The following is a 23,020-nucleotide window of genomic DNA, read 5'->3' on the forward strand; positions in this document are numbered from 1 at the left end:
ACGAATAACGCAAGGGAGATAAGCGTGACGGGGGGCGTGCGCAACGCCCGTGGTGAAAGCAGTACAAATGTATCCTTGCGTATAGTTGTAGCGGTTGGCGGTAGCCCAATTGCCGCAGGGCGGTATAAGCGCAGCCGATCGCCTATGTTCAATCGGGAACCGCAAACCGCCAATGCCGCCTCTTCCCGACCGACCTTCTTCGAACGGCACGCTTCGGCCGCCCGGCACGCATCATTTCCTCCCGTCGCTGCCCGAGGCGCATCGCACGCTGAAGGTATGGGAAACGGGAGATGTCCGTCGGCCGCGCTGGCGGCAATGGCTTGGTTTCGCCGGTCCTGGCTTCATGGTGTCGGTGGGCTATATGGACCCTGGCAATTGGGGGACCGATCTCGCCGGCGGCAGCCAGTTTGGCTATGCGCTGTTGTGGGTGATCCTCGCCTCGAACCTGATGGCGATCTTCCTGCAAGTGCTGTGCGCGCGGCTCGGCATCGTAACCGGGCGCGACCTCGCGCAATCGTGCCGCGATTATTACCCCAGGCCCGTGGTGATCGGCCTGTGGCTGCTGTGCGAAATCGCCATCATCGCGTGTGATCTGGCAGAGGTGGTTGGGTCGGCCGTGGCGCTGAACCTGTTGCTCGGTTTGCCGCTGATATGGGGCGTGCTGGTCACTGGGCTCGATGTGTTGCTGCTGCTGCTGCTGATCAATTTGGGGTTCCGCAAGATCGAGGCGGTGGTGCTGGCTCTGGTGACGACGATCGCTTTGTGCTTTGCCTATACCATCTTCCTCGCCAAGCCCGATTGGACGGCGGTCGCGCTGGGGGCGGTGACGCCCTCCATTCCCAATCAGGCGGCTTTGGTGATCGCGCTCGGCATATTGGGTGCGACGGTGATGCCGCATAATCTGTATCTGCATTCGGCGATCGTGCAGACGCGCGCTTTCGGCAAGAGTGCGCGTGACATCAGGGCGGCGCTGGCGTTCAACACGCTCGACACGGTGCTGGCGCTGGGGGCTGCGTTCTTCGTCAATGCCGCGATCCTGGTGCTGGCGGCGGCGGTGTTCTGGCGCAGCGGCGTGGTGGTGACCGAATTGCAGGATGCGCACCAATTGCTGCGCCCCGCGCTGGGTGGTGCTGCGGCGACCGCCTTTGCGGTGGCGCTGTTGGCATCAGGGCAATCGAGCACGATTACGGGGACGCTCGCCGGGCAGATCGTGATGGAGGGGTTCCTGCACATTCGCGTGCGGCCGTGGATTCGACGGCTGGTGACGCGTGGGCTGGCGATCGTGCCAGCGGTGGTGGTGATCTCGGCGACGGGCGGGCGCGACACGGTGGAGCTGCTGGTGGTCAGCCAGGTGGTGCTGTCGATGCAACTGCCCTTCGCGATCTTCCCGCTGATGATGGTGACGAGTTCGCACGAGCGGATGGGGGCACATGCCAATGGCGTGTGGGTGAAAGCGCTGGGCTATGCGATTTGCACGGTGATCGCGGTGCTGAACGTGTATTTGCTGTGGGCGACGATCGGGGCGGTGTGGTTAGGGGCGCTGGCGGCGGCGGGGGTGGCGTTTGCGCTTTGGGTGCATTTGCGATGGCGAGTAGTCCCGAGCCATTCCAATCGATAGATATTCAGAGCATCGGACAGACGCCCCGTCTGTCCGATGTCCGTTTACTGATCGACTTGCACCAGCGCTTGTAGGCACGTGCTAAGCGTCATCGACGCAAAGCCCTCACATACGGTGTTGCCGCGACAGGCCTGCACTTGGCTATTATAATTTGCCCAGCATACACCTAAAGACTGGGCTTGCGCGGCGGGACTAGTCCCTAGTAAAAAAATCACCGACATCGCAAAGAATTTAACCTTACGCATTGCCTTTCTCCATGTCCGTCTCGTCGGACCTGCAGAGCATACCTATATACAATTTTAGTTCAAGGATGCGTAACAAAATCGTGTCTAGCCAATTCCGATCAGGAATTGTCGCCTTGGCTAAGTAAAGTGTCTTTGTCGATGGACCCATCGACGTTGCAGTAAGAGCTTCCGTCAGTCGGCGACGTTGACCACCAATTTTCCGATCGCGCCGCGTGCCGCCATCTTGGCGATGGCCTTGCCGCCATCTTCGAACGCGAAGGTCTCCGTCACGCGCGGTGCGATCTGACCGTCTTTCCATAGCAAAAACAGCCGCTCGATATGCGCGCGGTTCGCTTCGGGGTCGCGCGCCGCAAACGCGCCCCAGAATACACCGCACACGTCGCAGCTTTTGAGCAAGGTGAGGTTGAGCGGCAATTTCGGAATGCCTGCGGGAAAGCCGACCACCAGATAGCGCCCCTCCCAGCCGATCGAGCGCAGCGCGGGCTCGGCATAATCGCCACCGACCGGATCATAGATCACGTCATACCCGCTCTTGCCACCGGCCGCCTTGAACTGCTCGGCGAGCGCCTTGGACTGATCCTTGTCGAACGGCGCGCGGGCATAGACGATGGTGTCGTCCGCCCCGGCCTGGCGGGCGGCCTCGGCCTTTTCCTCGGACGAAACCGCCGCGACGACGCGCGCGCCGAAGGCTTTACCAAGCTCCACTGCGGCGAGGCCCACTCCGCCTGCGGCACCGAGGACCAGCAGGGTTTGCCCCTCGGCAAGATGGCCACGGTCGAGCAGGGCGTGGATCGTGGTGCCATAGGTCAGCAACAGCGACGCGCCTTCGGCGAAGCTGCGGCCTTCCGGCAAGCGATACAGGCTGGTGACGGGCAGGGCGATCTTTTCGACCAATCCACCCGACCCCGTTGTTGCGATCACGCGATCGCCGGGCTTCCAGTCGGTCACGCCTGCGCCGACGCTGTCGATCACACCCGCAATTTCGCTGCCCGGCGCGAAGGGGCGCGGCGGCTTGAACTGATATTTGTCCTCGATGATCAGGACGTCGGGATAGTTGATCGAGCAGGCCTTGACCGCGACCACCACCTGGCCGGGCCCCGCCACCGGGTCCGGCAAGGTATCGATGACTAGTGTTTCAGGTCCGCCCGGTGCCTTCGACAACAATGCCCGCATGTGCCCGTTCTCCGCTCATCCACGGCCGGTGTTCAGCTACCCCGGCTTCGTATTTCGAAATCTGGGTATCTCTTGCCAGCGTGAGGCCGACTTCGTCCAGCCCCTCCATCAGGCATTGGCGGCGGAAGGCATCCAGTTCGAACGGAAAACGGTCCTGATAGGGAGTGGTGACGGTCATCGTTTCGAGGTCGACGGTAATTGGCTGGTCCTGCGCGACCGCGAGCAGCCGGTCGATCGCATCTTGTGGCAGCACGACCGCGACGATCCCGTTCTTGAAGGCGTTTCCGGAAAAAATGTCGGAGAAACTGGGCGCGATCACGGCGGTGATGCCCATGTCGGCAAGCGCCCACGCGGCATGTTCCCGGCTCGATCCACAACCGAAATTGTCGCCCGCGATCAGGATCTGGGCTCCGGCATAGCGGGGATCGTCGAAGACGTTGCCCGGTTGCGCGCGCACGGTTTCAAACGCGCCCTTGCCAAGCCCCTCCCGCGTAACGGTCTTCAGCCAATGCGCCGGGATGATGACGTCGGTATCGACGTTCTTCTGCCCCCACGGATAGGCAATACCGGAAACGCGCGTTACCGCCTGCATCACCGCGCTCCCGCCGGCGGATAGCCGCCGGAGCCCATGCGAAATATCTTCATCACGGAATATTTTCCTCAGGTTTCCGACCCGACCGGCACGACGGGCGGGTCTGCAGCACCAGCAGCCGGTTATTTGCCGGTCGAAATGCCGATCGCGCTGGTCTTGGCGGTGGCGGCATAAGCGGCGAGACCGCTCAACACGGTGCCCATGATAAGCACAACCAGAACACGCTTCATACTCGATCCCCTTCCGCGGGATGTGTTACCAGATCTCGCACGTCACACAATTTACCCGTCACCGCAGCGGCTGCGGCCATCGCCGGCGACACCAGATGCGTCCGCGCGCCTGGGCCCTGCCGTCCTACGAAATTACGGTTCGAAGTGGAAGCGCAGCGCAACCCCGGTGGTACTTTGTCGGGGTTCATGGCAAGACACATCGAACAGCCCGGCTCGCGCCATTCGAACCCGGCGGCGAGGAAAATGCGGTCGAGCCCCTCGGCTTCGGCCTGGCGCTTGACCAGGCCGGATCCCGGCACGATCAGCGCGTGCACGCCATCGGACACGCGGCGTCCGTTGGCGACCGCGGCGGCGGCCCGCAGATCCTCGATCCGGCTGTTGGTGCAACTGCCGATGAAGACATAGTCGACGCCGATATCCTGCATCGCGGTGCCGGGGGTGAGCCCCATATATGCAAGCGACTTGCGCGCGGCATCGCGCTTGGCCGGATCGGCGAAGCTCTCCGGATCGGGCACGGTGCCGGTAATGGCGATAACGTCCTCGGGCGAGGTGCCCCAGGTCAATTGGGGCGCGATGTCGGTCGCGTCGAGCGTCACGACGCGATCATAGATCGCACCGGGGTCACTCGGCAGCGTCTGCCAATAAGCGACCGCCGTATCCCAGGCGGCTCCGCGCGGTGCCATCGGACGGCCCTTGAGATAGGCAAAGGTCGTCGCGTCGGGCGCGATCAAGCCCGATCGGGCACCGCCCTCGATCGACATGTTCGAAACGGTCAGTCGCCCCTCGATCGACATCTCGCGAATGATCGACCCGGTATATTCGAGCACATAGCCCGTGCCGCCTGCCGCGCCGATCTTGCCGATGATGGCAAGCGTTACGTCCTTGGGGCTGATTCCGAAGCCGAGCGTGCCATCGACGCGCACTTCCATCGTCTTCGACTGGCCGAGCAGCAGGGTCTGTGTGGCGAGCACATGCTCGACCTCGCTCGTGCCAATGCCAAAAGCGAGCGCGCCGAGCGCGCCGTGCGCCGAGGTATGGCTATCGCCACAGACCAGGGTCGTTCCAGGTAGCGTGAAGCCCTGCTCGGGGCCGACAACGTGGACGATGCCCTGTTCCGGGGCGAGTGCATCGATATAATCGATGCCGAAATCGCGGGTATTGCGTTCGAGCGCGTCAAGCTGCGCCGCACTTTCCGGATCGGCGATCGGCAACGGGGCACCCGCCGCGTCGCGTCGTGCCGTCGTGGGCAAATTGTGATCGGGCACCGCCAGCGTCAGATCGGGGCGTCGCACCGTGCGCCCGTTGGCGCGAAGGCCCGAAAAGGCCTGCGGGCTGGTAACCTCATGGACGAGGTGACGATCGATGTAGATCAGGCAGGTGCCATCGTCGCGGCGTTCCACGACGTGATCGGCCCAGATCTTTTCGTACAATGTGAGGGGACGGCTAGCCATTGGAGGTCTTTAACCGAAAGATGCGCCGTTTCAAGGATTAGGTAACAGAATGTTACGTCACCGTCAGCGCGTGCGCGGACAGTCCCTCCGCGACACCGCTAGCGGATATAATGGGCTGTGGTTTTGGCAGCGATCTCTTCGGGGGTAACTCCGGGAGCCGTTTCGATCAGTTTGAACGGCGATTGATGATCGGGGCGCTGGAACACCGCCAGGTCGGTAACGATCATGTCGACGACGTTCTTGCCGGTTAACGGCAGCGTGCAGGCGGGAATGAACTTCGGGTCCCCGTTCTTGGACGTATGTTCCATCACCACGATGATCTTCTTGACGCCCGCGACGAGATCCATCGCCCCGCCCATGCCCTTGATCATCTTGCCCGGGATCATCCAGTTGGCGATGTCGCCATTTTCAGCGACTTCCATCGCGCCGAGCACGGTCAAATCGATATGGCCGCCACGGATCATCGCGAAACTGTCGGACGAGCTGAAATAGGCCGATTGGGGCAGTTCGCTGATCGTCTGCTTGCCGGCATTGATCAGATCGGCATCTTCTTCGCCGGCGAGCGGGAAGGGGCCGATGCCGAGCATGCCGTTTTCGGACTGGAGCGTCACTTCGACGCCTTCGGGAATATGGTTGGCCACCAGAGTGGGGATGCCGATGCCGAGATTGACGTAGAAGCCGTCCTGCAGCTCGCGTGCGGCGCGCGCGGCCATTTCGTCACGAGTCCAGGCCATTACTTCTCTCCAGATGCGGGGGGCGACCAGCGCTTGTCGGCGGGAAAAACATCGTCGAGCCCGCCCTTGAGCGCGGTCCCGTAAACCGGGTTGGGGAGCACAAACCAGAAGCGGCCCCACATGCCGTGGATGGCGGGCGAGGAGACCGCCGCTCGGCGCTGTTGCGGGGTGCCGGTGAACAGGTCGGAGAAATCGCCGAGTTGATCTCCGCCCATCGCCACCACGCAATAGCGCGCGGCAATCGCCCGACGCCGCGAATCCTTGCCCGAGCCGCTGCCGAGGTCGCCCTTCAGCCACAGCGTTTCGCCGTGTTTGGCAGAGCCCAGACCGGCATGGGCGATGGCGGCCTCGGTGAAGGCGGCGTTGGCGGCACTGCGGTTGGTGTTGAACACCACGGTTACGCCCATGTTGCGCAGTTCGTTGACCGCAGCGACAGCGCCGGGCACGGCTGCGACCCGGTCGACCCCGGCCTGCTCCCATTGCAGCCAGTGCGCCTCGTCATAGGGCGCACCCGGATGCGTCGCATCGTCATATTCGAAGCCGAGATTGAGCAGCAGCGTTTCGTCCACGTCGAACACGACCGCGCGAGGGCGGTCTCCGCACGGCAAGGTGGCCGGCTGGTCGAGCGTCGCATCGGGGGTGAGCACTGCCGAGGTGCGGTCGCTCAGCGCCTTGGGGTCGGCCTTTTCGCTCGCCAGGCGGCGGCGCACGGCATCGACCAGCGTGTTATACGCCTGATGATCGAGCGCGGCGGCTTCGCCCGAGCCGTAGAGGAATTGCATGCCGGGCGCCACCTCGGCGTCCGTGACCATAGGATAGCCGGTGTAGGAACGGTGCGCGACGAGGGACACGACGTTACCCGTGGAGGTGCATCCCTGCAGCGCCAGCGCTCCCGCGCAGGCAGGAGCCCAGAGCCACAGGCGCAGCGCTCGCACGCCTGGGCTCCTGCCTGCGCAGGAGCGCAAGTGCGACCGTCGCATCACGCCGCCTCGCGAACAGTGCGGAACTCGATCTTCTTGTCATAGGGCGCGCCGACGATCAGCCGCTGGACATAGACGCCAGGCAAATGAATGCAGTCGGGATCGAGCGCGCCGACGGGAACGATCTCCTCGACCTCGGCCACGCAGATCTTGCCCGCGGTCGCCATCGGCTGGTTGAAGTTGCGCGCGGTCTTGCGGAAGATCAAATTGCCGCTTTCATCCGCCTTCCAGCCCTTGATAATCGCAAGGTCGGCGCGAATGCCGCGCTCGAGGATATACTCCTCGCCGTCGAAGGTCTTCACTTCCTTGCCTTCTGCAACCAGCGTTCCGACGCCGGTCTTGGTGTAGAAGCCCGGAATACCGGCCCCGCCAGCACGACAGCGCTCGGCCAGCGTGCCTTGCGGGCAAAATTCGACCTCAAGCTCGCCCGACAGATACTGCCGCTCGAATTCCTTGTTCTCGCCGACATAGGACGAGATCATCTTCTTGACCTGGCGCGTGCGCAGCAGTTTTCCAAGGCCCTCACCGTCGATACCGGCATTGTTGCTGGCGATCGTCAGATCCTTGGTGCCCGCGTCGCGGATCGCGTCGATCAACCGCTCGGGGATGCCGCACAGACCGAAGCCGCCCGCGCAAATCGTCATGCCGTCATGAAGCACTCCTTCAAGAGCGGCGGCGGCATTGGGATAAAGCTTGCGCATCGGCGGTGCCTTTCGATTTTGGGCGTCGAGTACGGCGGGGAAGGGCAGACGGTCAAGCCGCTGATTCTGGCGGGTGGTACAGCTTAAACCCTGGTGCCGAACACATGCCCGATCCCGGCCGTCACCGCCATTGCCAGCGCGCCCCAGAACAGCACGCGCAATGCCCCTTTCCACAGGTTCGCGCCGCCGACATAGGCCCCCGTTGCGCCCAAGACGGCCAGTAGCACCAGTGTCGCCACCGCGACCGCTTCGACCAGCGCGGTGCCCCGGAAAAGAAACGCCATCAGCACCGGGAAGATCGCGCCAACGGCAAAGCTGGCGGCCGATGCGATGGCGGCTTGCACCGGTTTTGCCTCCATCGCTTCGTGGATGCCCAGCTCATCGCGCATGTGGGCACCCAGCGCGTCATGCGTCATCAACTGCTCGGCGACTTGCGCAGCCAGCGCCGCGTCGAGCCCACGTTGGCGATAGATCGCGGCAAGTTCCTTGGCCTCGGCCATGGGGTCTTCGGCGAGTTCGGCTGCTTCGCGCGCGCGCTCCGCACCTTCTGTGTCGGCTTGTGAACTGACTGAAACATACTCGCCGGCCGCCATCGACATCGCGCCGGCGACCAGGCCGGCGATCCCGGTCGTAAGAATAGCGCTCTGGCTCTGCGCGGCGGCAGCCACGCCCACGATCAGACTGGCTGTCGACAGCAAGCCGTCATTTGCGCCGAGCACGGCGGCCCGCAACCAGCCGATACGCTGGACCACATGTCTTTCACCGTGCCGAATCACGCTACCGCCCTAGCCATGTTGGTCTCAATGCGCCAGCGCAAGGCCGGGTCTCGGCCATGGCATGCGCACCAGCCGTCCCGTACCGGACAGGGTGATATAGGCGGTCTGCCGATCGACCCCACCCCAGCAGATGTTGGTTGTGAAAGGGTCCGGAGTCGGGACGAATTCGACCAGCGCCCCCGCCGGGGAAATCACCGAAATGCCGCTTTCGCCGATCGTCGCGACACAAATGTTACCGCATTCCTCGATCCCCAGCGAATCGAAGAACGTATAGCCAGCCGGGCGGTACAACGGGATGCCGGCTCCGCCGATCCCGACGGTCGGGTCCACCTTGCCGGGTGCGGTGATATCGAAGGCCATCAGCCGACATGTGTAGGTTTCCGCGACGTACAACCGCCTGCCGTCCGGGGAGAGGCCGATGCCGTTGGGGTTTTCGCTGGGGAAAATGACCTCTTCGAGATGAGTTCCATCTGCCTTCGCATAGAAGATGCCGGTGACGTCACGCTCCCGGTGCCGGGTCTTGCCGTGGTCGGTAAACCAGAAGCCGCCGTGGGAATCGAACACGATGTCGTTCGGGCCGCGCAGTACGCAGCCAAAGTCTCCGTCGCGGTATAGGATTTCGACGGCCCCGGTCGCGGGATCGATCCGTTCGATGCGGCCGCCGGAATAATCGTGCGCTTGCCCGTGCGGGATCAGCAGCCCGGCGGGGTGCTCAAAATATTCGAATCCTCCATTGTTGCAGCAATAGAGCATCCCGTCGGGACCGAGCGCCAGGCCGTTGGGGCCGCCGCCCGGCTCTGCCACCGTCTCAATCGTTCCGTCGGCGCGAACGCGGCTGATCCTGCCCGCTGCAATCTCGACCAGCACGACGCTGCCATCGGGAAGGGCGACGGGGCCTTCCGGGAAACGCAGGCCGTCCGCGATCGTGGCTAGGGTCACCCGAACTCTCCTTTTTTTTTGTTCTATCGCTGGGTCGGGGGACTGCAAGGGGCCTCTTGACTACGCATGTAAACAATATGATTACATCCGTAGTCAGTACGGAGGAGAGTCGAATGGCCGAGCGAATCAGTGATGCCGAACATGCGGTGATGGAGGTGCTGTGGGATGAAAGCCCGCTGACCGCACAGGACGTGGCGGAACGGATCCCGGCGACGCGCGAATGGACCTCCAACACCGTCAAGACGCTATTGGGGCGGTTGCTCGCGAAGAACATCATCGCCCATGAGGAGGACGGCAGACGCTATCGCTATCGTCCATTGGTGCAGCGGGAAGATTACGTTGCGGGCGAATCGCGCAAGCTGATGGATCGCCTGTTCGGCGGCAAATTGAGCCCGCTGGTCGCGCACCTCGCCGAGCGGGATGCGCTGACGGCACAGGATATCGCCGAAATCGAGGCATTGCTGAAGGAGCTCAAGGCATGATCGGCTGGCTCATCGAGGGTTTGATCGCGTCGACCGTGCTGATGGTGGCGGTGCTGGCACTGCGTGCTCCGGTGCGCAAGGCATTCGGGGCCGATATCGCTTACGCCCTGTGGCTGCTGCCGGTGCTGCGCTTGCTGCTGCCGCCATTGCCGAGCGCTTGGCACGCGGCGGCGGTCGCCCCGGTTTTGCGCGCGAGCCAACAAGTTACCGTTCTCTTCGTCGATCCGATTGGCGAAGGGTCCGTCGGTCCGGCGGTGCAGCCCTTTGGGGCGATGCTTGCCCCGGTACTTGCGATATTGTGGATCGCTGGGGCGGTGGCGTTTTTCGGGTGGCATTGGCGACGGCATGTGCGGTTTTGTCGCCGCATGCTGGACCAGGGGGCGGCTACCGACGATCTGGACGGTGTTCAGGTGATCGAAACCGACGCGGCCACCGGCCCGCTCGCCTTTGGCGTGTTGCGGCGTTACGTTGCCTTTCCGCGCGATTTCGCCGAGCGCTACGAACCCGAAGAGCGCGATCTCGCGCTGGCGCACGAGCTTGGTCATCATGCGCGCGGCGACCTTATCGCGAACTGGGTCGCGCTGGTCGTGCTCGCCCTGCACTGGTTCAATCCGATTGCCTGGCGTGCGTTCCGTGCCTTTCGGGCCGACCAGGAAATCGCCAACGACGCCCGGGTGCTCGCGGGCATGAACCCGATGCGACGGCACACCTATGCCTGCGCGATCCTGAAGGCGGCGCACCCGACCTTCCTGGGCGGCGCGGTGTCGGCGACCTGCCACCTTCACACCATCAATGACTTGAAAGGGAGATTGAGGATGCTGACGACCACCAAGATATCGCCGGTACGTCTGGTAACCGGGGCAGGGGCGCTGTCGCTGCTCATCGTCGCCGGGCTGGGCCTGACCGCCTCGGGAACGGCCGCCGTCGCCAAAGTGCGGAAGTCGGTGGAGACGGCGACCGGGGTTGATATCGCGCGCCTCGACCAAGCGTCCGTGCCGCCGCCGCCCGTTGCTGAAGCGGCGGCACCCGCACCCGCTGATGTTTCGGAGCCGCCCGTGCCTCCGGCCCCGCCGCGCGCCACGACAACCACCACCATTACCGACACGACCACCACCATCGCGGAGGATGGAAAAGACCATCGCAAAGTCGTGCGCGTCATCCGCCGCGACAAGGACGGCAAGGTGACCTTGGAAAATCTCTCCGGGATGGAGAATATGTCGGGGATAGAGACCATTCCCGAGGTCAGGTCGGCGCGCTGCAGCTCCGAGGGCGACCCGCGCCAGATGGTTCTTCATCGTGAAAAGGACGGCAAGAAGCTCATCGTCATCTGTTCGAACCGTATCGAAAAAGTGGCGGCGGAGGGCGCTGCGATAGCCGCGAACAGCAAGGATATCGAACGCAAGGCTTACGCCGGTGCTTTGGCGGGCTTGCGTGCGGCGCGCGAGAAAATGTTGCGGTCCCCCGAGATGGGGGCGGAGGCCCGCGCGCAGGCCTTGGCAGGGATCGACACCGCTATCGCCGAAATCCAGGCAGACATTGCCAAGGTGGAATGACCGGGCAGGGTCGTACGGGCTTGCGTCTGCCCGCACGACCCGCCATCTCGGCCGATATGAGCGAGCAATTTCCCGGTGTGCCCGAGCAACTCGAGCCCCTCGTCGTGCGATTGCTTGCCCCCAATCCGTCGCCGTTCACCTCGACAGGCACGCAAGTACATTTGGTCGGCACCAGCGACCTCGCGGTGATCGATCCCGGCCCGGACACGCCAGACCATATCGCGGCGATCGTCCACGCCATCGCCGGGCGTCCGGTCCGGGCGATCGTGATCACCCACACTCACCGCGATCACAGCCCGGGCTCGCGCCCGCTGGCGGCGGCAACGGGCGCGCCGATCGTTGGATGCGCGCCGCTCGCGCTCGATGACGATCGTGTCCGGAGCGATGCATCTTTCGATCGGGAGTACGCGCCCGATCGGATTCTGACGGAAGGCGACTCGGTTGCGGGCGACGGCTGGACACTGACCGCGCTCGCGACGCCGGGCCACACCTCCAACCATCTCGCCTTTTCGCTGCCCGAGAGCCGGGCGTTGTTCACCGGCGATCATGTAATGGGCTGGTCGACCAGCATCGTCTCGCCGCCCGACGGAGATATGGCGGCGTATATGGCAAGCCTGGAAAAGCTGCTGCCGCGCGACGACCGTATCTATTATCCCGCGCATGGCGATCCGGTTACCAATCCGCAGCGGCTGGTGCGCGGGATGCTCGGCCATCGCAAGCAGCGCGAGGGGCAGATCCTGCGGCTGCTCCGCACCCAGTCGGCGACCATCGCCGTGATGGTCGAGCGGATGTACGTCGGCATCGACCCGCGCTTGTTTCCAGCGGCCGAGCGATCGGTTTTGGCGCATTTGATCGATCTGGCGCAGCGTGGCGAAGTCTGTGCAGACGGTGATGTGTGGAGCGTAAAGGAATGACTTTCGTCGGAAAGTTTGCGGCGGCGCTGGCCCTGATCACCGTGTTCATCCTCGCGCTGGTGTGGGGCATCGGCGCGATGGTCGAGCACAAGCTCGCCGGGCCCGATCCTGTGACCATCGCCAGTGGGTCGCTGCAGGGACTGCGCGAGCAGAACCGCCTGTCGGCCTTCGCGGCACGGTTCGTCGCGGTGTCGACCTCGACACAGACGCAATTCGGCTTGCAGGCGAAGAAGACGCTCATCATGCCGGGGACCGTGGAATATCACGTCGATATGGCGAAACTGAACGCGCGCGACGTAACGTGGGACGCCAAGACCCGCACGCTCGGCGTAGTACTGCCGCCGGTCGAAGCATCGGCACCGCAGATCGACATGACGCAGATCCGTGAATATGGCGAAGGCGGAATCCTGTCCAAAATTACCGACGCCGATGCGAAACTCGAGGCGGCAAACCGCGCTGCCGGTCAAAAGGAACTCGTACGCCAGGCGCACGAAGCGGTGCCCATTCGCCTCGCCCGCGACGCCACGCGCCGTGCGGTCGAGCGGAGCTTTGCGCTGCCACTCAAAGCGGCCGGTTTCGACGCGACCGTCAAGGTGCGCTTCGCGGATGAGGGGCGCGACGGCAGCGAAGTGTGGGATACGACCAAGTCGATCGCCGAAGTTCTGGCAAACCGCCAATAAGGCGTGACGCGGTTCCTCCAGCGCCAATCCAATGGTATAGAGCCCCAGCGATTCGGTTTCGTCGGGGGGCGAATATGGCATCTTTAGCAGAACCACATTCCGCGGTCGCGAAAGACGATCGTTTCTTTTTCATCACTTCGCTGATTATGGCGGCGATCGTCGTCGCGGGCTTCTCGTTGATGATCGTCACGGGGCGCTCCAGCTTCGCCTCGCCGCCGATTGTCCATGCCCATGCCGTGGTCTTCATGGGCTGGGTGGTGTTGTATGTGACGCAGAATGCGCTGGTCGCGCGGGGCTCGATCGCGCTGCATCGTCGGCTTGGCTGGATCGGGGCGGGCTGGATCGTCGCGATGGTTGTGCTTGGCACGATCGTGACGGTGCGCCTCGTACGGCTCGGCCATGCGCCTTTCTTCTTCCCGCCTGCTTTGTTTCTGGTGCTGAATCCGGTGACGATCCTGACGTTCGCGGCGTTGACGACCGCAGCGATCGTGCGGCGGCGGCAGACGGAATGGCATCGACGGCTGCATTTTTCCGGAATGGCGTTGCTGCTGGGCCCGGCATACGGGCGATTGCTGCCGATGCCGTTTCTGATCCCTTACGCTTATGAGGTTGATGTTCTGGCAGTCCTGATCCTCCCCATCGTTGGCATGGTGTTCGATCTGCGTCGTACCGGTAAAGTGCATCCGGCCTGGTGGTGGGGCCTTGCAGCGATCATCGGATCGACCGTGCTGTCCGAAGCGATCACCTACAGTCCGCTCGGAACCGCGCTCTATCGCGCGGCGACGGCAGGATCGCCGGGCGCATCGGTTGCGCCGCTGGCCTATCCGCCATTCCCGCCACTCTCTTGATCGCGCGGCCCCGCGCGTCCATGTGCAGCCCACAAACGCGGGAGCATGGTGATGGACGCACGTGGTGGTATCGGCGGAAGCCTGACCGGGCTCGATTTGAGGGCTGAGATCGACCGGCTGCGCAAGGAACGCAACGCCGTGATCCTGGCGCATTATTACCAGAAGCCCGAAATCCAGGATCTGGCCGATTTCGTCGGCGACAGCCTCGATCTGTCGCGCAAGGCAGCGGCGACCGATGCCGATGTCATCGCCTTTTGCGGCGTGCGCTTCATGGCCGAGACCGCCAAGATCCTGAGCCCCGACAAGATCGTGGTGCTGCCCGACATGGATGCCGGGTGCAGCCTGGAGGACAGTTGCCCGCCCGACCAGTTCGCCGCGTTCCGCGCCGCGCACCCGGATCATATCGCGCTGACCTATATCAACTGCTCGACCGAGGTGAAGGCGCTCTCCGACGTGATCGTCACATCGTCTTCGGCGGAAAAGATCCTCAGCCAGATCCCGCTCGACCAGAAAATCATCTTCGGGCCGGACAAGAATCTGGGCGGTTATCTGGCGCGCAAGACCGGGCGCGAGATGCTGCTGTGGCCGGGCGTGTGCATCGTGCACGAGGCGTTCAGCGAAACCGAATTGCTCAAGCTGCAATTGCAGCACCCCGGCGCGCCGGTCGCGGCGCACCCCGAATGCCCGCCTTATATCCTCGACCATGCCGATTATGTCGGCTCGACCAGCGGCATTTTGGCCTATGCCGATGCCATGGCGGGCGACACGCTGATCGTCGCGACCGAGCCGCACATCATCCACCAGATGGAAAAGGCCGCGCCGCTCAAGAACTTCATTGGCGCGCCCGGCGCGGACGGCAATTGCAACTGCAATGTCTGCCCGTACATGGCGCTGAACACGCTGGAGAAACTCTACCTCGCCCTGCGCGACCTGACCCCGCGCGTGGAAATTGAGGAAGGGCTGCGGCTACAAGCCAAGAAGAGCCTCGACGCGATGCTCGCCATGGCCAGCGGCACGGTGGGGCAGGGCGACCTGGGTCCTGTAAAGGCATGACCTTTCAGCTCGACCGTTTCGACCTCGCAAGCTTCGTGCAGGCGACGCTGGCCGAGGATTTGGGGCCGGGCGGGGACATTACCTCTGCTGCGGTGATCCCGGCGGATGCGCGGTTTACCGGGGTGATGGACAGCCGCGATGCGATCGTCGTCGCGGGGTTGCCGATCGCCGAGGCGTTTTTCCGCGCGTTGGACCCGGATGTGGAGATCGAGCGGCTGGTCGAGGACGGGCAAGCGGTGGCGGCGGGCACCGATCTGTTGCGCCTCCAGGGACGCGCGCGGGCGATGCTGACGGCGGAGCGCTCGGCGCTCAACACGGTGCAGCATCTGTCGGGCATCGCGACGATGACACGCACCTATGTCGAGGCGATTGCGGGCACCGGCGCGACTTTGCTCGATACACGCAAGACCATACCTGGCCTGCGCGCGCTGGAGAAATATGCGACGCGGATGGGCGGGGCGACCAACCACCGCATGGGCCTGTGGGACGCCGCTATGATCAAGGACAATCATGTCGCGGTCGCAGGCGGCGTAGGTCCGGCGATTGCGCGGGCGAAGGCCGCAGGGATCGCGCGGATCATCGTCGAGGTGGATGCGCTGGACCAGATCGAACCGGCGCTTGCGGCGGGGGCAACGCATCTGCTGCTCGATAATATGGACGTGGCCACACTGCGCACGGCGGTGGCGCAGGTTGCCGGGCGCGTGCCGACCGAAGCGTCGGGCGGGGTGCGGCTCGATACGATCGGCGCGATCGCCGCGACCGGGGTTACCTATGTCAGCGTCGGGCGCTTGACGCAGTCGGCTCCGGCGGCTGATATCGGGCTCGATTTCACGGCAGCATGAGGGTGCGGACGATGCGGATTTCTCTGGCGATCGGATGTGGCGTGCTGGCGATGCTGCCGGTGGCAGTGCAGGCGCAAAGCTATCAATGCACTGTCCCCACCACGCTGCCGCGCCCGCACCCCGACGTCGCCTCGGCGAGCCAGCCGCAGCGACTGCGCCCGATCACCGGCTATACGCTCGCGCTGACCTGGGCACCGGAATATTGCCACAACAATTTCCGCGATCCCTCTGCCAAATTCCAATGCCAGAGCGGCAACCGGTTCGGCTTCACGTTGCATGGTTTGTGGCCCGACGGCGTGGGGAAGGAGTGGCCGCAATATTGCACGTCCACGGCGTTGTTGCCCGCGGCGCTGATCAAGCAGCACGTCTGCTCGACGCCCTCGCCACAATTGCTCCAACACGAATGGGCCAAGCACGGCACGTGCATGGGCACCACAGCTGACGCCTATTTCAGCAAATCGACCGACCTTTACGCCAAGCTCCACTATCCCGACATGGACGCCCTGTCGCGCAAGCCGCTGAACGCCGGACACTTGGCGGAAGCGATCGCGGCGGCCAATCCGGGGCTACCGGCCAACGCCGTGCGTGTCACCGTCAACGAACGCGGGTGGCTCGACGAGCTATGGCTGTGCCTCGACAAGCGCTTTGCCTATACGCGCTGCGAGGCGGGTTCGGGCGGTGTTGCCGACACCGCGACGGTGAAGGTCTGGCGCGGGAAGCGCTAATTGCCTTCCCGCCACCGCGCGGTCAGCCGACGATGGTGGCGGTCGATGGGTGATGCTTGTCGAGATGGCGTTTGATGATCTTCAGGTTGCGCGTATTCGAGCGGAACAGGAAATCGGGAACGGCACCCACCACCGGAATGATGCCCAGCAGAAAATCGATCCCGACATTGCCGAACATCCGCGCCATCTGGAGCTTCGACATGCCGAGGTTACGCGCTTCCCACACCATCCACGCGCCCATCGCTGCCCCGATCGCGTCGCCACCGATCGGGATCAGGTCCAGGATCACGTCGAGGCCAATTTTGCGATTGAGCAACGGCACCGTGAACAGCCCTTCGAGCAAATGCTCCATCGCCTCGATCCGCTTGCGCACCGCCGCCGGATCGCGCCCGGCATAGCTGGAAGCGAACGCACCGAGGGGCGGGGGGCTCATGCGAGTTGTGGTGTCGGCCATGTCATCTCAATTGGTGTCGCTGCGGAGATGATTCAACGGGTGCCACGCGCGGGAGTTCCCGGTCCAGGCTTTCAATCGGATACTCACCAGCGACCAACGTAGCGGACGCGCGATCGGAATGAAGGCCACCTCATTGGCGAGCGCTGCATCGGCAATGGCAATTTGCTGCGCGCGCATCCGCGGCGAATCCGCATCGCGGGCGGCGTCGATCGCAGTTTGGGTCGCCTCGCTGCACAATTGGCACGCGGTTGCCACGTACCAGCGGGCGCTGTCATAGGGCGCGACCGCGTCGATCAGGCGGAGGTCGGCCGGTGCATCGGCGGCAACCCGCTCGGGCGCGATTCCCAGCGATACCAACGCCGCGCCGATATAGCCGTAGAGCAAGGTTGCGCCCGGGCCGTCGGGGAGCGCGACGCGCAGCGCGATTTCGCCCGGATGCGCGGCCTTCCATTGGGCGATGCGAGTCACGGCCTCTTGGGGCGGGCCGCTTTCGGCTTGCGCCCATGCGGGGCTTGCCGGGGGGGCCGCCGAATCGAGTTGCTCGGGCAGCAATTGCGATACCGGTGCCCAATCGGGGGCAATGGCGGCGGCGAAGGCCGCGCGGTCAAATGCCTGAGCGATGGCCGCGCGATTGGCGGGATCGGCGAGCACGCCTTCCCGGCTGACAATCGCCAGGCCGAACACGCCAGCCGCTGGATCGAGCCGTCGGTTGATGGGCGCGATCTGGGTAAGCTCGACAAGCGGCCAATCGGTGAAAGTACCGCCGGTGACAAGTTGCGCCTCGCGCCGCTCGAAGCGAACGATGGCGCGTGCCGCGCGTTCGCCAATCAAATGGATACTGGCGGCGGCAGAGGGTTCGACCACGTCGTCGTCCGGGCTGCGCGCGGGGTCGAAGGCGGGGCGCAGCAAGACACTGCGACCGCGCTGCGCGGTCGCCCGAAACGGGCCACTTCCGCCGGGTGGCCGAATGCGAAAAATCGCAAGTTCGGGCTGCGCGAACAGTTTCAGAAGGTCCGGACGCGGCCGCTTCAGGCGGATCTCGATCACCTCGGGCGTCATCTCGACGATTTCGTCGATTGCGGTCAGATAAGGGCGCAAAACGTTATGCGACCCGGGCGCGAGCTGACGGCGCAGCACCTTGACCACTTCGGCAGCGGTGACCCTTTCCCCGTCATTCCACTCGCTGTCGCGCAAGCGGAAGATGTAGCTTCTGCCTTGGTCGATCACGCTCCAGCGCTCGGCAATACCCGGTTCGATCTGGCCGCTTGCGTCGAAGCGGACGAGGCCCTGTGCGGTCGCGTCGAGCAGGAGCCTGGCAGGGGTGTCCAGCGCACCGCGCGCCGGGTCGGCCAGTACGGGATTGCTGCCGATAGCGCTGACCGTCACCGGGCCGTCGTCACCACGCGGGCCGCACCCGGCGAGCGCGGCGAGCGAGACCAGGGCGATAGGGCGAACCATCAAAAGGGGCAGGCGTAGGCGGGTCATGGCCATCCTTGTGCCACCCGGTCGCGGCCCGCGCCACCCGGTCGTTTAGATCGGTTGTGTGCCTGGTTTAACCGAACGACCCGTGCGGATCGTGCGCGATCAACATCGTGTCGTCCCGTGCGATGACGGCGAGCGCCAGCCCTGCCTCGCGCGCGCGATCGATCGCAAGGCTGGTGGGGGCGCTGATGGTGATCAGCATCGGGAAACCCGCGCGGACCGTCTTTTCCACCAGCTCCTGGCTGCACCGCGCCGATAGCAACACGAAGCCCGTGGCGCTCGAAATGCCATGGCGCGCAAGCGCTCCGATCAATTTGTCGAGCGCATTGTGGCGGCCCACGTCTTCGCGCGCGAGCACGATATCGCCGAACGGGCTGCAAAAGGCCGCAGCATGAGTCGCGCCGGTCGCACGGCCGAGCCGTTGATGGTTGCGCAACTGGCCGAGCGCCCGCGCTATGGCTGTACGCTCCAGCGATATTCTGGCCGTGACGGGGGAAAGCGGGGCGAGCGCGGCGGCGATGCTGTCGATACCGCAAATGCCGCAGCCGCTTTCCGACACGCGGGTGCGCGCGCGCGCGAGGACGCGAGGGGTGGAGCGTTGCGGAAGTTCGGCGCGCACGATCCAGCCGCCATCGACCGCAACGATGCTTGGTTCGGTGAGTTCGTCGAGCGTCGCCAGGCCTTCGCTGATCGTGAAGCCCGCGACAAAGTCGGCCAGATCGGTGGGCGTGCCCATCATCACGGCATAGCCGATCCCGTTATATTCGAGCGCGATCGGCGCTTCGACCGGGACCGCGCGATCGATCCAGTCACCCGGTGTGTCATCGTAGGCGACGCGCAGCACCGGGACATCGCGAACCGCCATAGTCAATTGGCTGAGATCGTCGGGGCGGTTGATATTGACCAGATCCAGGTTCGAATCATCCACCCGGCGGCTTCCCGCAAGTGCGATCCAGGATTCGAGCGAGCGCCCGCCTGCGGCGATGTGCGCGTCGAGCTGGGCGGCTAGCGCGGTTGGCCACCAGCCGATCGCCGTCTGCCGGTTCAGCACGGCTGCGTCCTCCCCCTCCAGCAAGCGCCGTAGCGTGGTCGGCAAGGGATGGACATCGACGGGCACGGTCAGCACCGCGTCATATCCGTGACGGGCACCATAATGCAGCGCAGCGTTGAGCGCCCCTAATGGCCCGAGGCCGGGTTCCGGCCGGTCGGCCACGCGCTCCAGGCCCTCCCACTCCCGTCCGCACAGCACCACATGATCGACCTGTGGCGACAGCGCGGCGACGCAGTGCGCGAGCAACGGCGCGCCGTTCCACTGCGCCACCGCTTTGTCGGTGCCGAAGCGGCGTGACCGCCCCCCGGCAAGGATCGCGCCTAGCAAACGCATGGCAGCCTCATTTCGCCTCCGCATCGCTGCGCACCTGCGCGTGCGCAAGCAGGGCGAAGATGCCGGCTCCGCCGAGCAGATTGCCGAGGATGGCCGGGATCAACGACGCCGCGATCAGCGCGAGCGCCGATGCCTTGCCGCTGAAGATCAGCAGGAACACCTCGGACGAGCCGACGATCGAATGGCTGAATCCCGCGAGCGCGACGAGATAGGTGATCGCGCTGATGATCAGAAAGGACTGGGCGCGGGCCCCGGGCAGGGTCCAGGCGAGGATCGCGATGAAGAAGCCAGCCGGGATGGCGTTGAGGAAGGTCGCGCCCGCGCCAAGCGTCATCACCTTGGCCGAAACCGCGATCATCGCGGCGCGTAATGCATCGTCCCCTATCAGCCCGCTCGCCATTGCCGACGCGACCAATGCGGTGCCTGCAAGGTTGGCGAGGATGACTAGCGCCCACAGCCGAAGCGTCCGCCCCAGTGCCGCGAGCGACGGCTTGGTCGCGAGCGGCAGCATTGCGGTGATTGTGCTTTCGGTGAACAACTGCATCCGTCCGAGCACGACGATCAAAAATCCGATCGGGTAGCCGAGCGACACCACCGTCGGCCGCCACGGCGCATCGGGCAAATGCGCGTACAGCGCACCCTCGAACAACAGCGAAGCGTTGATCGCGATGCCCGCTGCAAGGCCCGACCACAACAAGGCGGCGGCCGGACGGTTGACCGCCGTCTCGCCCTCTTCGCGCACCGTGCGATGAAGGTCGGTCGCGTCGGCCGCACCGAGATCGTCGTCGCTTTTTGAAGTATCTTTGCTGGAAACCATCGGTCTGTTGCTATGCGCAAAAGCGCGGCTTGGCCAGCGAACGCGAAGCGGCCATCACCTCGCCTCCACTCGCACCGGCACCGATTTCGAAGCGGGCGTGCCCGACAGTTCGTCATGGTGCTGCATCGGTACCAGCACGTTACACTCGGGGTAATAACCCGCGATCGTGCCGCGCGGGAGCTGGTAGGCGGTCAGTGTAAGGCCTGTCAGGCGGCGGTCGTGGCCGTCGGCGACGTCGGTCACCAGCGTAATCGTCTGGCCGTCGGTGAGCCCGGCTTCGGCCATGTCCTCCGGGCACATCAGCACGATATCGCGCGAGCCTTCGAGCCCGCGCAGCCGATCCGAATAGCCGTAAATCGTGGTGTTGAACTGATCGTTGGAGCGCATCGTGATGAGGCGGTAGCGGCCGGGTGCATCCTGGAAGCCGACCGAATTGAGCGCGCCGGGCGTGGTGAACACCGCTTTGCCCTCGGGCGTCTTCCACACCCGCTCATGCGCGCCATTGCCGCGATAGAAGCCGCCGGCCTGATACATGCGCTTGTTATAATCGCGGAAATCGTCGGGATAGGTACGCTCGATCAAATCGCGTACCAGCGCGTAATCGCCGGTCCAGGCGTCCCATTGCAGCGCGGGCAGCGGCGGTAGCGTCGCCTTGGCGATACCCGCGACGATCGCCAACTCGCTCCTCACGCTCTCCGACACGGGCGGGCGATAGCCGATCGAGGCGCTGATCATCGAAAAGCTGTCCTCGCTGGTGATGGTCTGCGGCCCGGTCGCTTGCGCGTCGGTTTCGAAGCGGCCGAGACAGGGCAGGATATAGGCCTGTTTGGCGGGGAACAGGTGGCTGCGGTTGAGCTTGGTCGAAACCATCACGGTGAGGTCCTGCGCCGCCCAGGCGGCCTCCATCCGTTGCTGATCGGGCACGGCGCGCACCAGATTGCCGCCGAGCGAGATGAACGCCTTCACCTCGCCCTCGAACAACGCCTCGGCGGCGTGGACGATATTCATGCCGTCCTCGGTCGGCGGATCGAAGCCGAACAGCTCCTTCAATTTGTCGAGCGGGACGAGATGTGCCTTTTCGGCAATGCCGACGGTACGCTGGCCCTGCACATTGCTGTGTCCGCGCACCGGGCAGCAGCCGGCGCCGGGGCGACCGATATTGCCGCGCAGCAGCAGCAAATTGACCAGCATCGCGATGTTCAGCGCGCCGTGCGCGTGCTGCGTCAGGCCCATGCCATACACGCCGATCACCTTTTCGGCGGCGATATAGACTTCGGCGGCCTCGCGCAGCGCGGCTTCGCTCAGGCCGGATTCGCGCTCGATCTCGGCCCAGTCGGCGTCGCGGCAGGACTGGATGAAGCTGTCGAAGCCGGTGGTGTGCTGTTCAACGAAGGCGTGGTCGATCACTTCCGCCGTGCCCGCCGCCCTGGCGGCATCGTCGGCCTCGACCACGCATTTGCACAGGCCAAGGATCGCGGCGATGTCGCCGCCGGCCTTCACCTGATGATATTGGTCGGAGATCTTGGTCTCCTTGCCGGTGAGCATCGCGGCCGGGCTTTGCGGATCGACGAAGGAGACGAGGCCTTGTTCGATGACGGGGTTGAAGGTGACGATCTTGCCGCCGCGATCCTTCAATTCCTTCATCGGGTGGAGGAAGCGCGGGCTATTGGTGCCGGGGTTCTGGCCGAACACGAAGAAGGCGTCGGTTTCGGCGAGATCCTCCCACACGATCGTGCCAACGGGCGAGCCGATCACCTTGGTCAGCCCGACCGAGGTGGTCTCGTGACACATGTTGGAGCTTTGCGGCAGGTTGTTGGTGCCGTGAACGCGCGCGAGCAGCGCGTAGAGATAGGAGGCTTCGAGCCCGGCATGGCCCGAAGCGTAGAACACCGCGCTATTTTTGGGGAGCGCGTTCAGCGTCGCGCCAATCGCGGCGAAGGCTTCGTTCCACGACACTTCCTCATAGCGGTCGGTCGCGGCATTGTAGCGCAGCGGGTGTGTCAGGCGGCCGGTCTTTTCGAGATCATGATCCTTCCAGTCGCGCAGTGCGGTGACGGTATGGCTGTCTTCTTCCCAAAAGGCGGGGGTGCAGCGTGCGCTGGTGAGCTCCCACAGCGTCGCCTTCGCGCCGTTTTCGCAAAATTCGAACGCCGAATAATTGGCGGGCTTGGGCCAGGCGCAGGACACGCACATCACGCCCTTGGGCTTGTTGATTCGCCCGAGGCTGCGCAAGGCGGCGGGGCTGGGCAAGGCGTCGCCATAGGCGTGCGCGATTCCCCGCAGCGAACCCCAGCCGCCAGCGGGACCGGAAGCGTGGGGAAGGTCCTTGTGCTCGGCCATGTCTGCG

The 23,020-nt window shown here is 64.4% G+C and carries 22 protein-coding genes; 9 read left to right on the top strand and 13 right to left on the bottom strand.

The features are described 5' to 3' along the window. Nucleotides 1–172 precede the first annotated feature (172 nt). Nucleotides 173–1,618, top strand: a complete 1,446-nt coding sequence (locus tag ACP7BY_RS09720; protein WP_052191985.1) for an Nramp family divalent metal transporter — start codon at nt 173–175, stop codon at nt 1,616–1,618. A 416-nt stretch (nt 1,619–2,034) separates the two neighbouring features. Here the strand turns inward: ACP7BY_RS09720 and ACP7BY_RS09725 are convergent, their stop codons facing one another. From ACP7BY_RS09725 to ACP7BY_RS09760, 8 genes are all read right to left on the bottom strand, one after another. Next, nucleotides 2,035–3,036 carry an NADPH:quinone oxidoreductase family protein gene (locus ACP7BY_RS09725; protein WP_171010436.1) on the bottom strand — a complete coding sequence of 334 codons (1,002 nt, stop codon included), beginning with the start codon at nt 3,034–3,036 and terminating at the stop codon, nt 2,035–2,037. Further along, nucleotides 2,999–3,628, bottom strand: a complete 630-nt coding sequence (gene leuD, locus ACP7BY_RS09730; RefSeq protein ID WP_137902337.1) for a 3-isopropylmalate dehydratase small subunit — start codon at nt 3,626–3,628, stop codon at nt 2,999–3,001. Before leuD ends, ACP7BY_RS09725 begins: the two co-directional genes overlap by 38 nt. A 226-nt stretch (nt 3,629–3,854) precedes the next feature. After that, a complete protein-coding gene (gene leuC / locus ACP7BY_RS09735) occupies nt 3,855–5,309 on the bottom strand; it encodes a 3-isopropylmalate dehydratase large subunit (RefSeq protein WP_033963240.1) in 1,455 nt (484 codons plus the stop codon). A gap of 98 nt (nt 5,310–5,407) precedes the next feature. After that, nucleotides 5,408–6,043 carry a CoA transferase subunit B gene (locus ACP7BY_RS09740; protein WP_033963239.1) on the bottom strand — a complete coding sequence of 212 codons (636 nt, stop codon included), beginning with the start codon at nt 6,041–6,043 and terminating at the stop codon, nt 5,408–5,410. Next, a complete protein-coding gene (locus tag ACP7BY_RS09745; RefSeq protein ID WP_137902414.1) occupies nt 6,043–6,855 on the bottom strand; it encodes an HAD family acid phosphatase in 813 nt (270 codons plus the stop codon). The genes ACP7BY_RS09740 and ACP7BY_RS09745 overlap by 1 nt, the downstream gene beginning before the upstream one ends. A gap of 167 nt (nt 6,856–7,022) precedes the next feature. Beyond that, a complete protein-coding gene (locus tag ACP7BY_RS09750; RefSeq protein WP_033963235.1) occupies nt 7,023–7,724 on the bottom strand; it encodes a CoA transferase subunit A in 702 nt (233 codons plus the stop codon). 83 nt (nt 7,725–7,807) lie between these two features. Beyond that, entirely contained in the window at nt 7,808–8,500 is a 693-nt protein-coding gene (locus ACP7BY_RS09755) for a VIT1/CCC1 transporter family protein (RefSeq protein WP_033963230.1), read from the bottom strand. 24 nt (nt 8,501–8,524) lie between these two features. Then, nucleotides 8,525–9,439, bottom strand: coding sequence for an SMP-30/gluconolactonase/LRE family protein (locus ACP7BY_RS09760; RefSeq protein ID WP_126847319.1), 915 nt, complete (start codon nt 9,437–9,439; stop codon nt 8,525–8,527). Nucleotides 9,440–9,552: 113 nt separating this feature from the next. Between ACP7BY_RS09760 and ACP7BY_RS09765 the strand changes: the two genes are divergently transcribed. The 8 genes from ACP7BY_RS09765 to ACP7BY_RS09800 all read left to right on the top strand — a co-directional run bounded on the left by ACP7BY_RS09765 (nt 9,553) and on the right by ACP7BY_RS09800 (nt 16,536). After that, nucleotides 9,553–9,921, top strand: a complete 369-nt coding sequence (locus ACP7BY_RS09765; protein ID WP_033963229.1) for a BlaI/MecI/CopY family transcriptional regulator — start codon at nt 9,553–9,555, stop codon at nt 9,919–9,921. Continuing rightward, nucleotides 9,918–11,474, top strand: coding sequence for a M56 family metallopeptidase (locus ACP7BY_RS09770; protein ID WP_137902336.1), 1,557 nt, complete (start codon nt 9,918–9,920; stop codon nt 11,472–11,474). The genes ACP7BY_RS09765 and ACP7BY_RS09770 overlap by 4 nt, the downstream gene beginning before the upstream one ends. A 56-nt stretch (nt 11,475–11,530) precedes the next feature. After that, a complete protein-coding gene (locus ACP7BY_RS09775) occupies nt 11,531–12,388 on the top strand; it encodes an MBL fold metallo-hydrolase (protein ID WP_137902413.1) in 858 nt (285 codons plus the stop codon). Further along, entirely contained in the window at nt 12,385–13,068 is a 684-nt protein-coding gene (locus tag ACP7BY_RS09780; protein WP_052191980.1) for a DUF4230 domain-containing protein, read from the top strand. Before ACP7BY_RS09775 ends, ACP7BY_RS09780 begins: the two co-directional genes overlap by 4 nt. 74 nt (nt 13,069–13,142) lie before the next feature. Then, nucleotides 13,143–13,916, top strand: coding sequence for a hypothetical protein (locus ACP7BY_RS09785; protein ID WP_033963223.1), 774 nt, complete (start codon nt 13,143–13,145; stop codon nt 13,914–13,916). A gap of 51 nt (nt 13,917–13,967) precedes the next feature. Continuing rightward, on the top strand, nt 13,968–14,969 hold the full coding sequence (nadA, locus tag ACP7BY_RS09790) for a quinolinate synthase NadA (protein WP_126847324.1): 1,002 nt from the start codon (nt 13,968–13,970) through the stop codon (nt 14,967–14,969). After that, nucleotides 14,966–15,811, top strand: a complete 846-nt coding sequence (gene nadC / locus ACP7BY_RS09795; RefSeq protein ID WP_033963221.1) for a carboxylating nicotinate-nucleotide diphosphorylase — start codon at nt 14,966–14,968, stop codon at nt 15,809–15,811. The genes nadA and nadC overlap by 4 nt, the downstream gene beginning before the upstream one ends. Before the next feature lie 11 nt (nt 15,812–15,822). Then, on the top strand, nt 15,823–16,536 hold the full coding sequence (locus ACP7BY_RS09800; RefSeq protein ID WP_126847326.1) for a ribonuclease T2 family protein: 714 nt from the start codon (nt 15,823–15,825) through the stop codon (nt 16,534–16,536). Between the two features lie 22 nt (nt 16,537–16,558). Here the strand turns inward: ACP7BY_RS09800 and ACP7BY_RS09805 are convergent, their stop codons facing one another. The 5 genes from ACP7BY_RS09805 to ACP7BY_RS09825 form a co-directional block, all read right to left on the bottom strand. After that, on the bottom strand, nt 16,559–16,969 hold the full coding sequence (locus ACP7BY_RS09805) for a DUF4112 domain-containing protein (RefSeq protein ID WP_033963280.1): 411 nt from the start codon (nt 16,967–16,969) through the stop codon (nt 16,559–16,561). 27 nt (nt 16,970–16,996) lie between these two features. After that, entirely contained in the window at nt 16,997–18,475 is a 1,479-nt protein-coding gene (locus tag ACP7BY_RS09810) for an ABC transporter substrate-binding protein (RefSeq protein ID WP_249340788.1), read from the bottom strand. Nucleotides 18,476–18,542: 67 nt separating this feature from the next. Then, entirely contained in the window at nt 18,543–19,856 is a 1,314-nt protein-coding gene (gene fdhD, locus ACP7BY_RS09815) for a formate dehydrogenase accessory sulfurtransferase FdhD (RefSeq protein WP_310066452.1), read from the bottom strand. A 7-nt stretch (nt 19,857–19,863) separates the two neighbouring features. Beyond that, the gene (locus tag ACP7BY_RS09820; protein ID WP_033963213.1) at nt 19,864–20,673 is read right to left on the bottom strand and encodes a formate/nitrite transporter family protein; all 810 of its coding nucleotides are present in this window, start codon (nt 20,671–20,673) and stop codon (nt 19,864–19,866) included. 54 nt (nt 20,674–20,727) lie between these two features. Beyond that, nucleotides 20,728–23,013 carry an FdhF/YdeP family oxidoreductase gene (locus tag ACP7BY_RS09825; protein WP_126847332.1) on the bottom strand — a complete coding sequence of 762 codons (2,286 nt, stop codon included), beginning with the start codon at nt 23,011–23,013 and terminating at the stop codon, nt 20,728–20,730. Nucleotides 23,014–23,020 lie beyond the last annotated feature (7 nt).

The sequence above is a fragment of the Sphingomonas sp. PSPC2-2 genome (genome assembly GCF_049897725.1).
Classification (GTDB): domain Bacteria; phylum Pseudomonadota; class Alphaproteobacteria; order Sphingomonadales; family Sphingomonadaceae; genus Sphingomonas.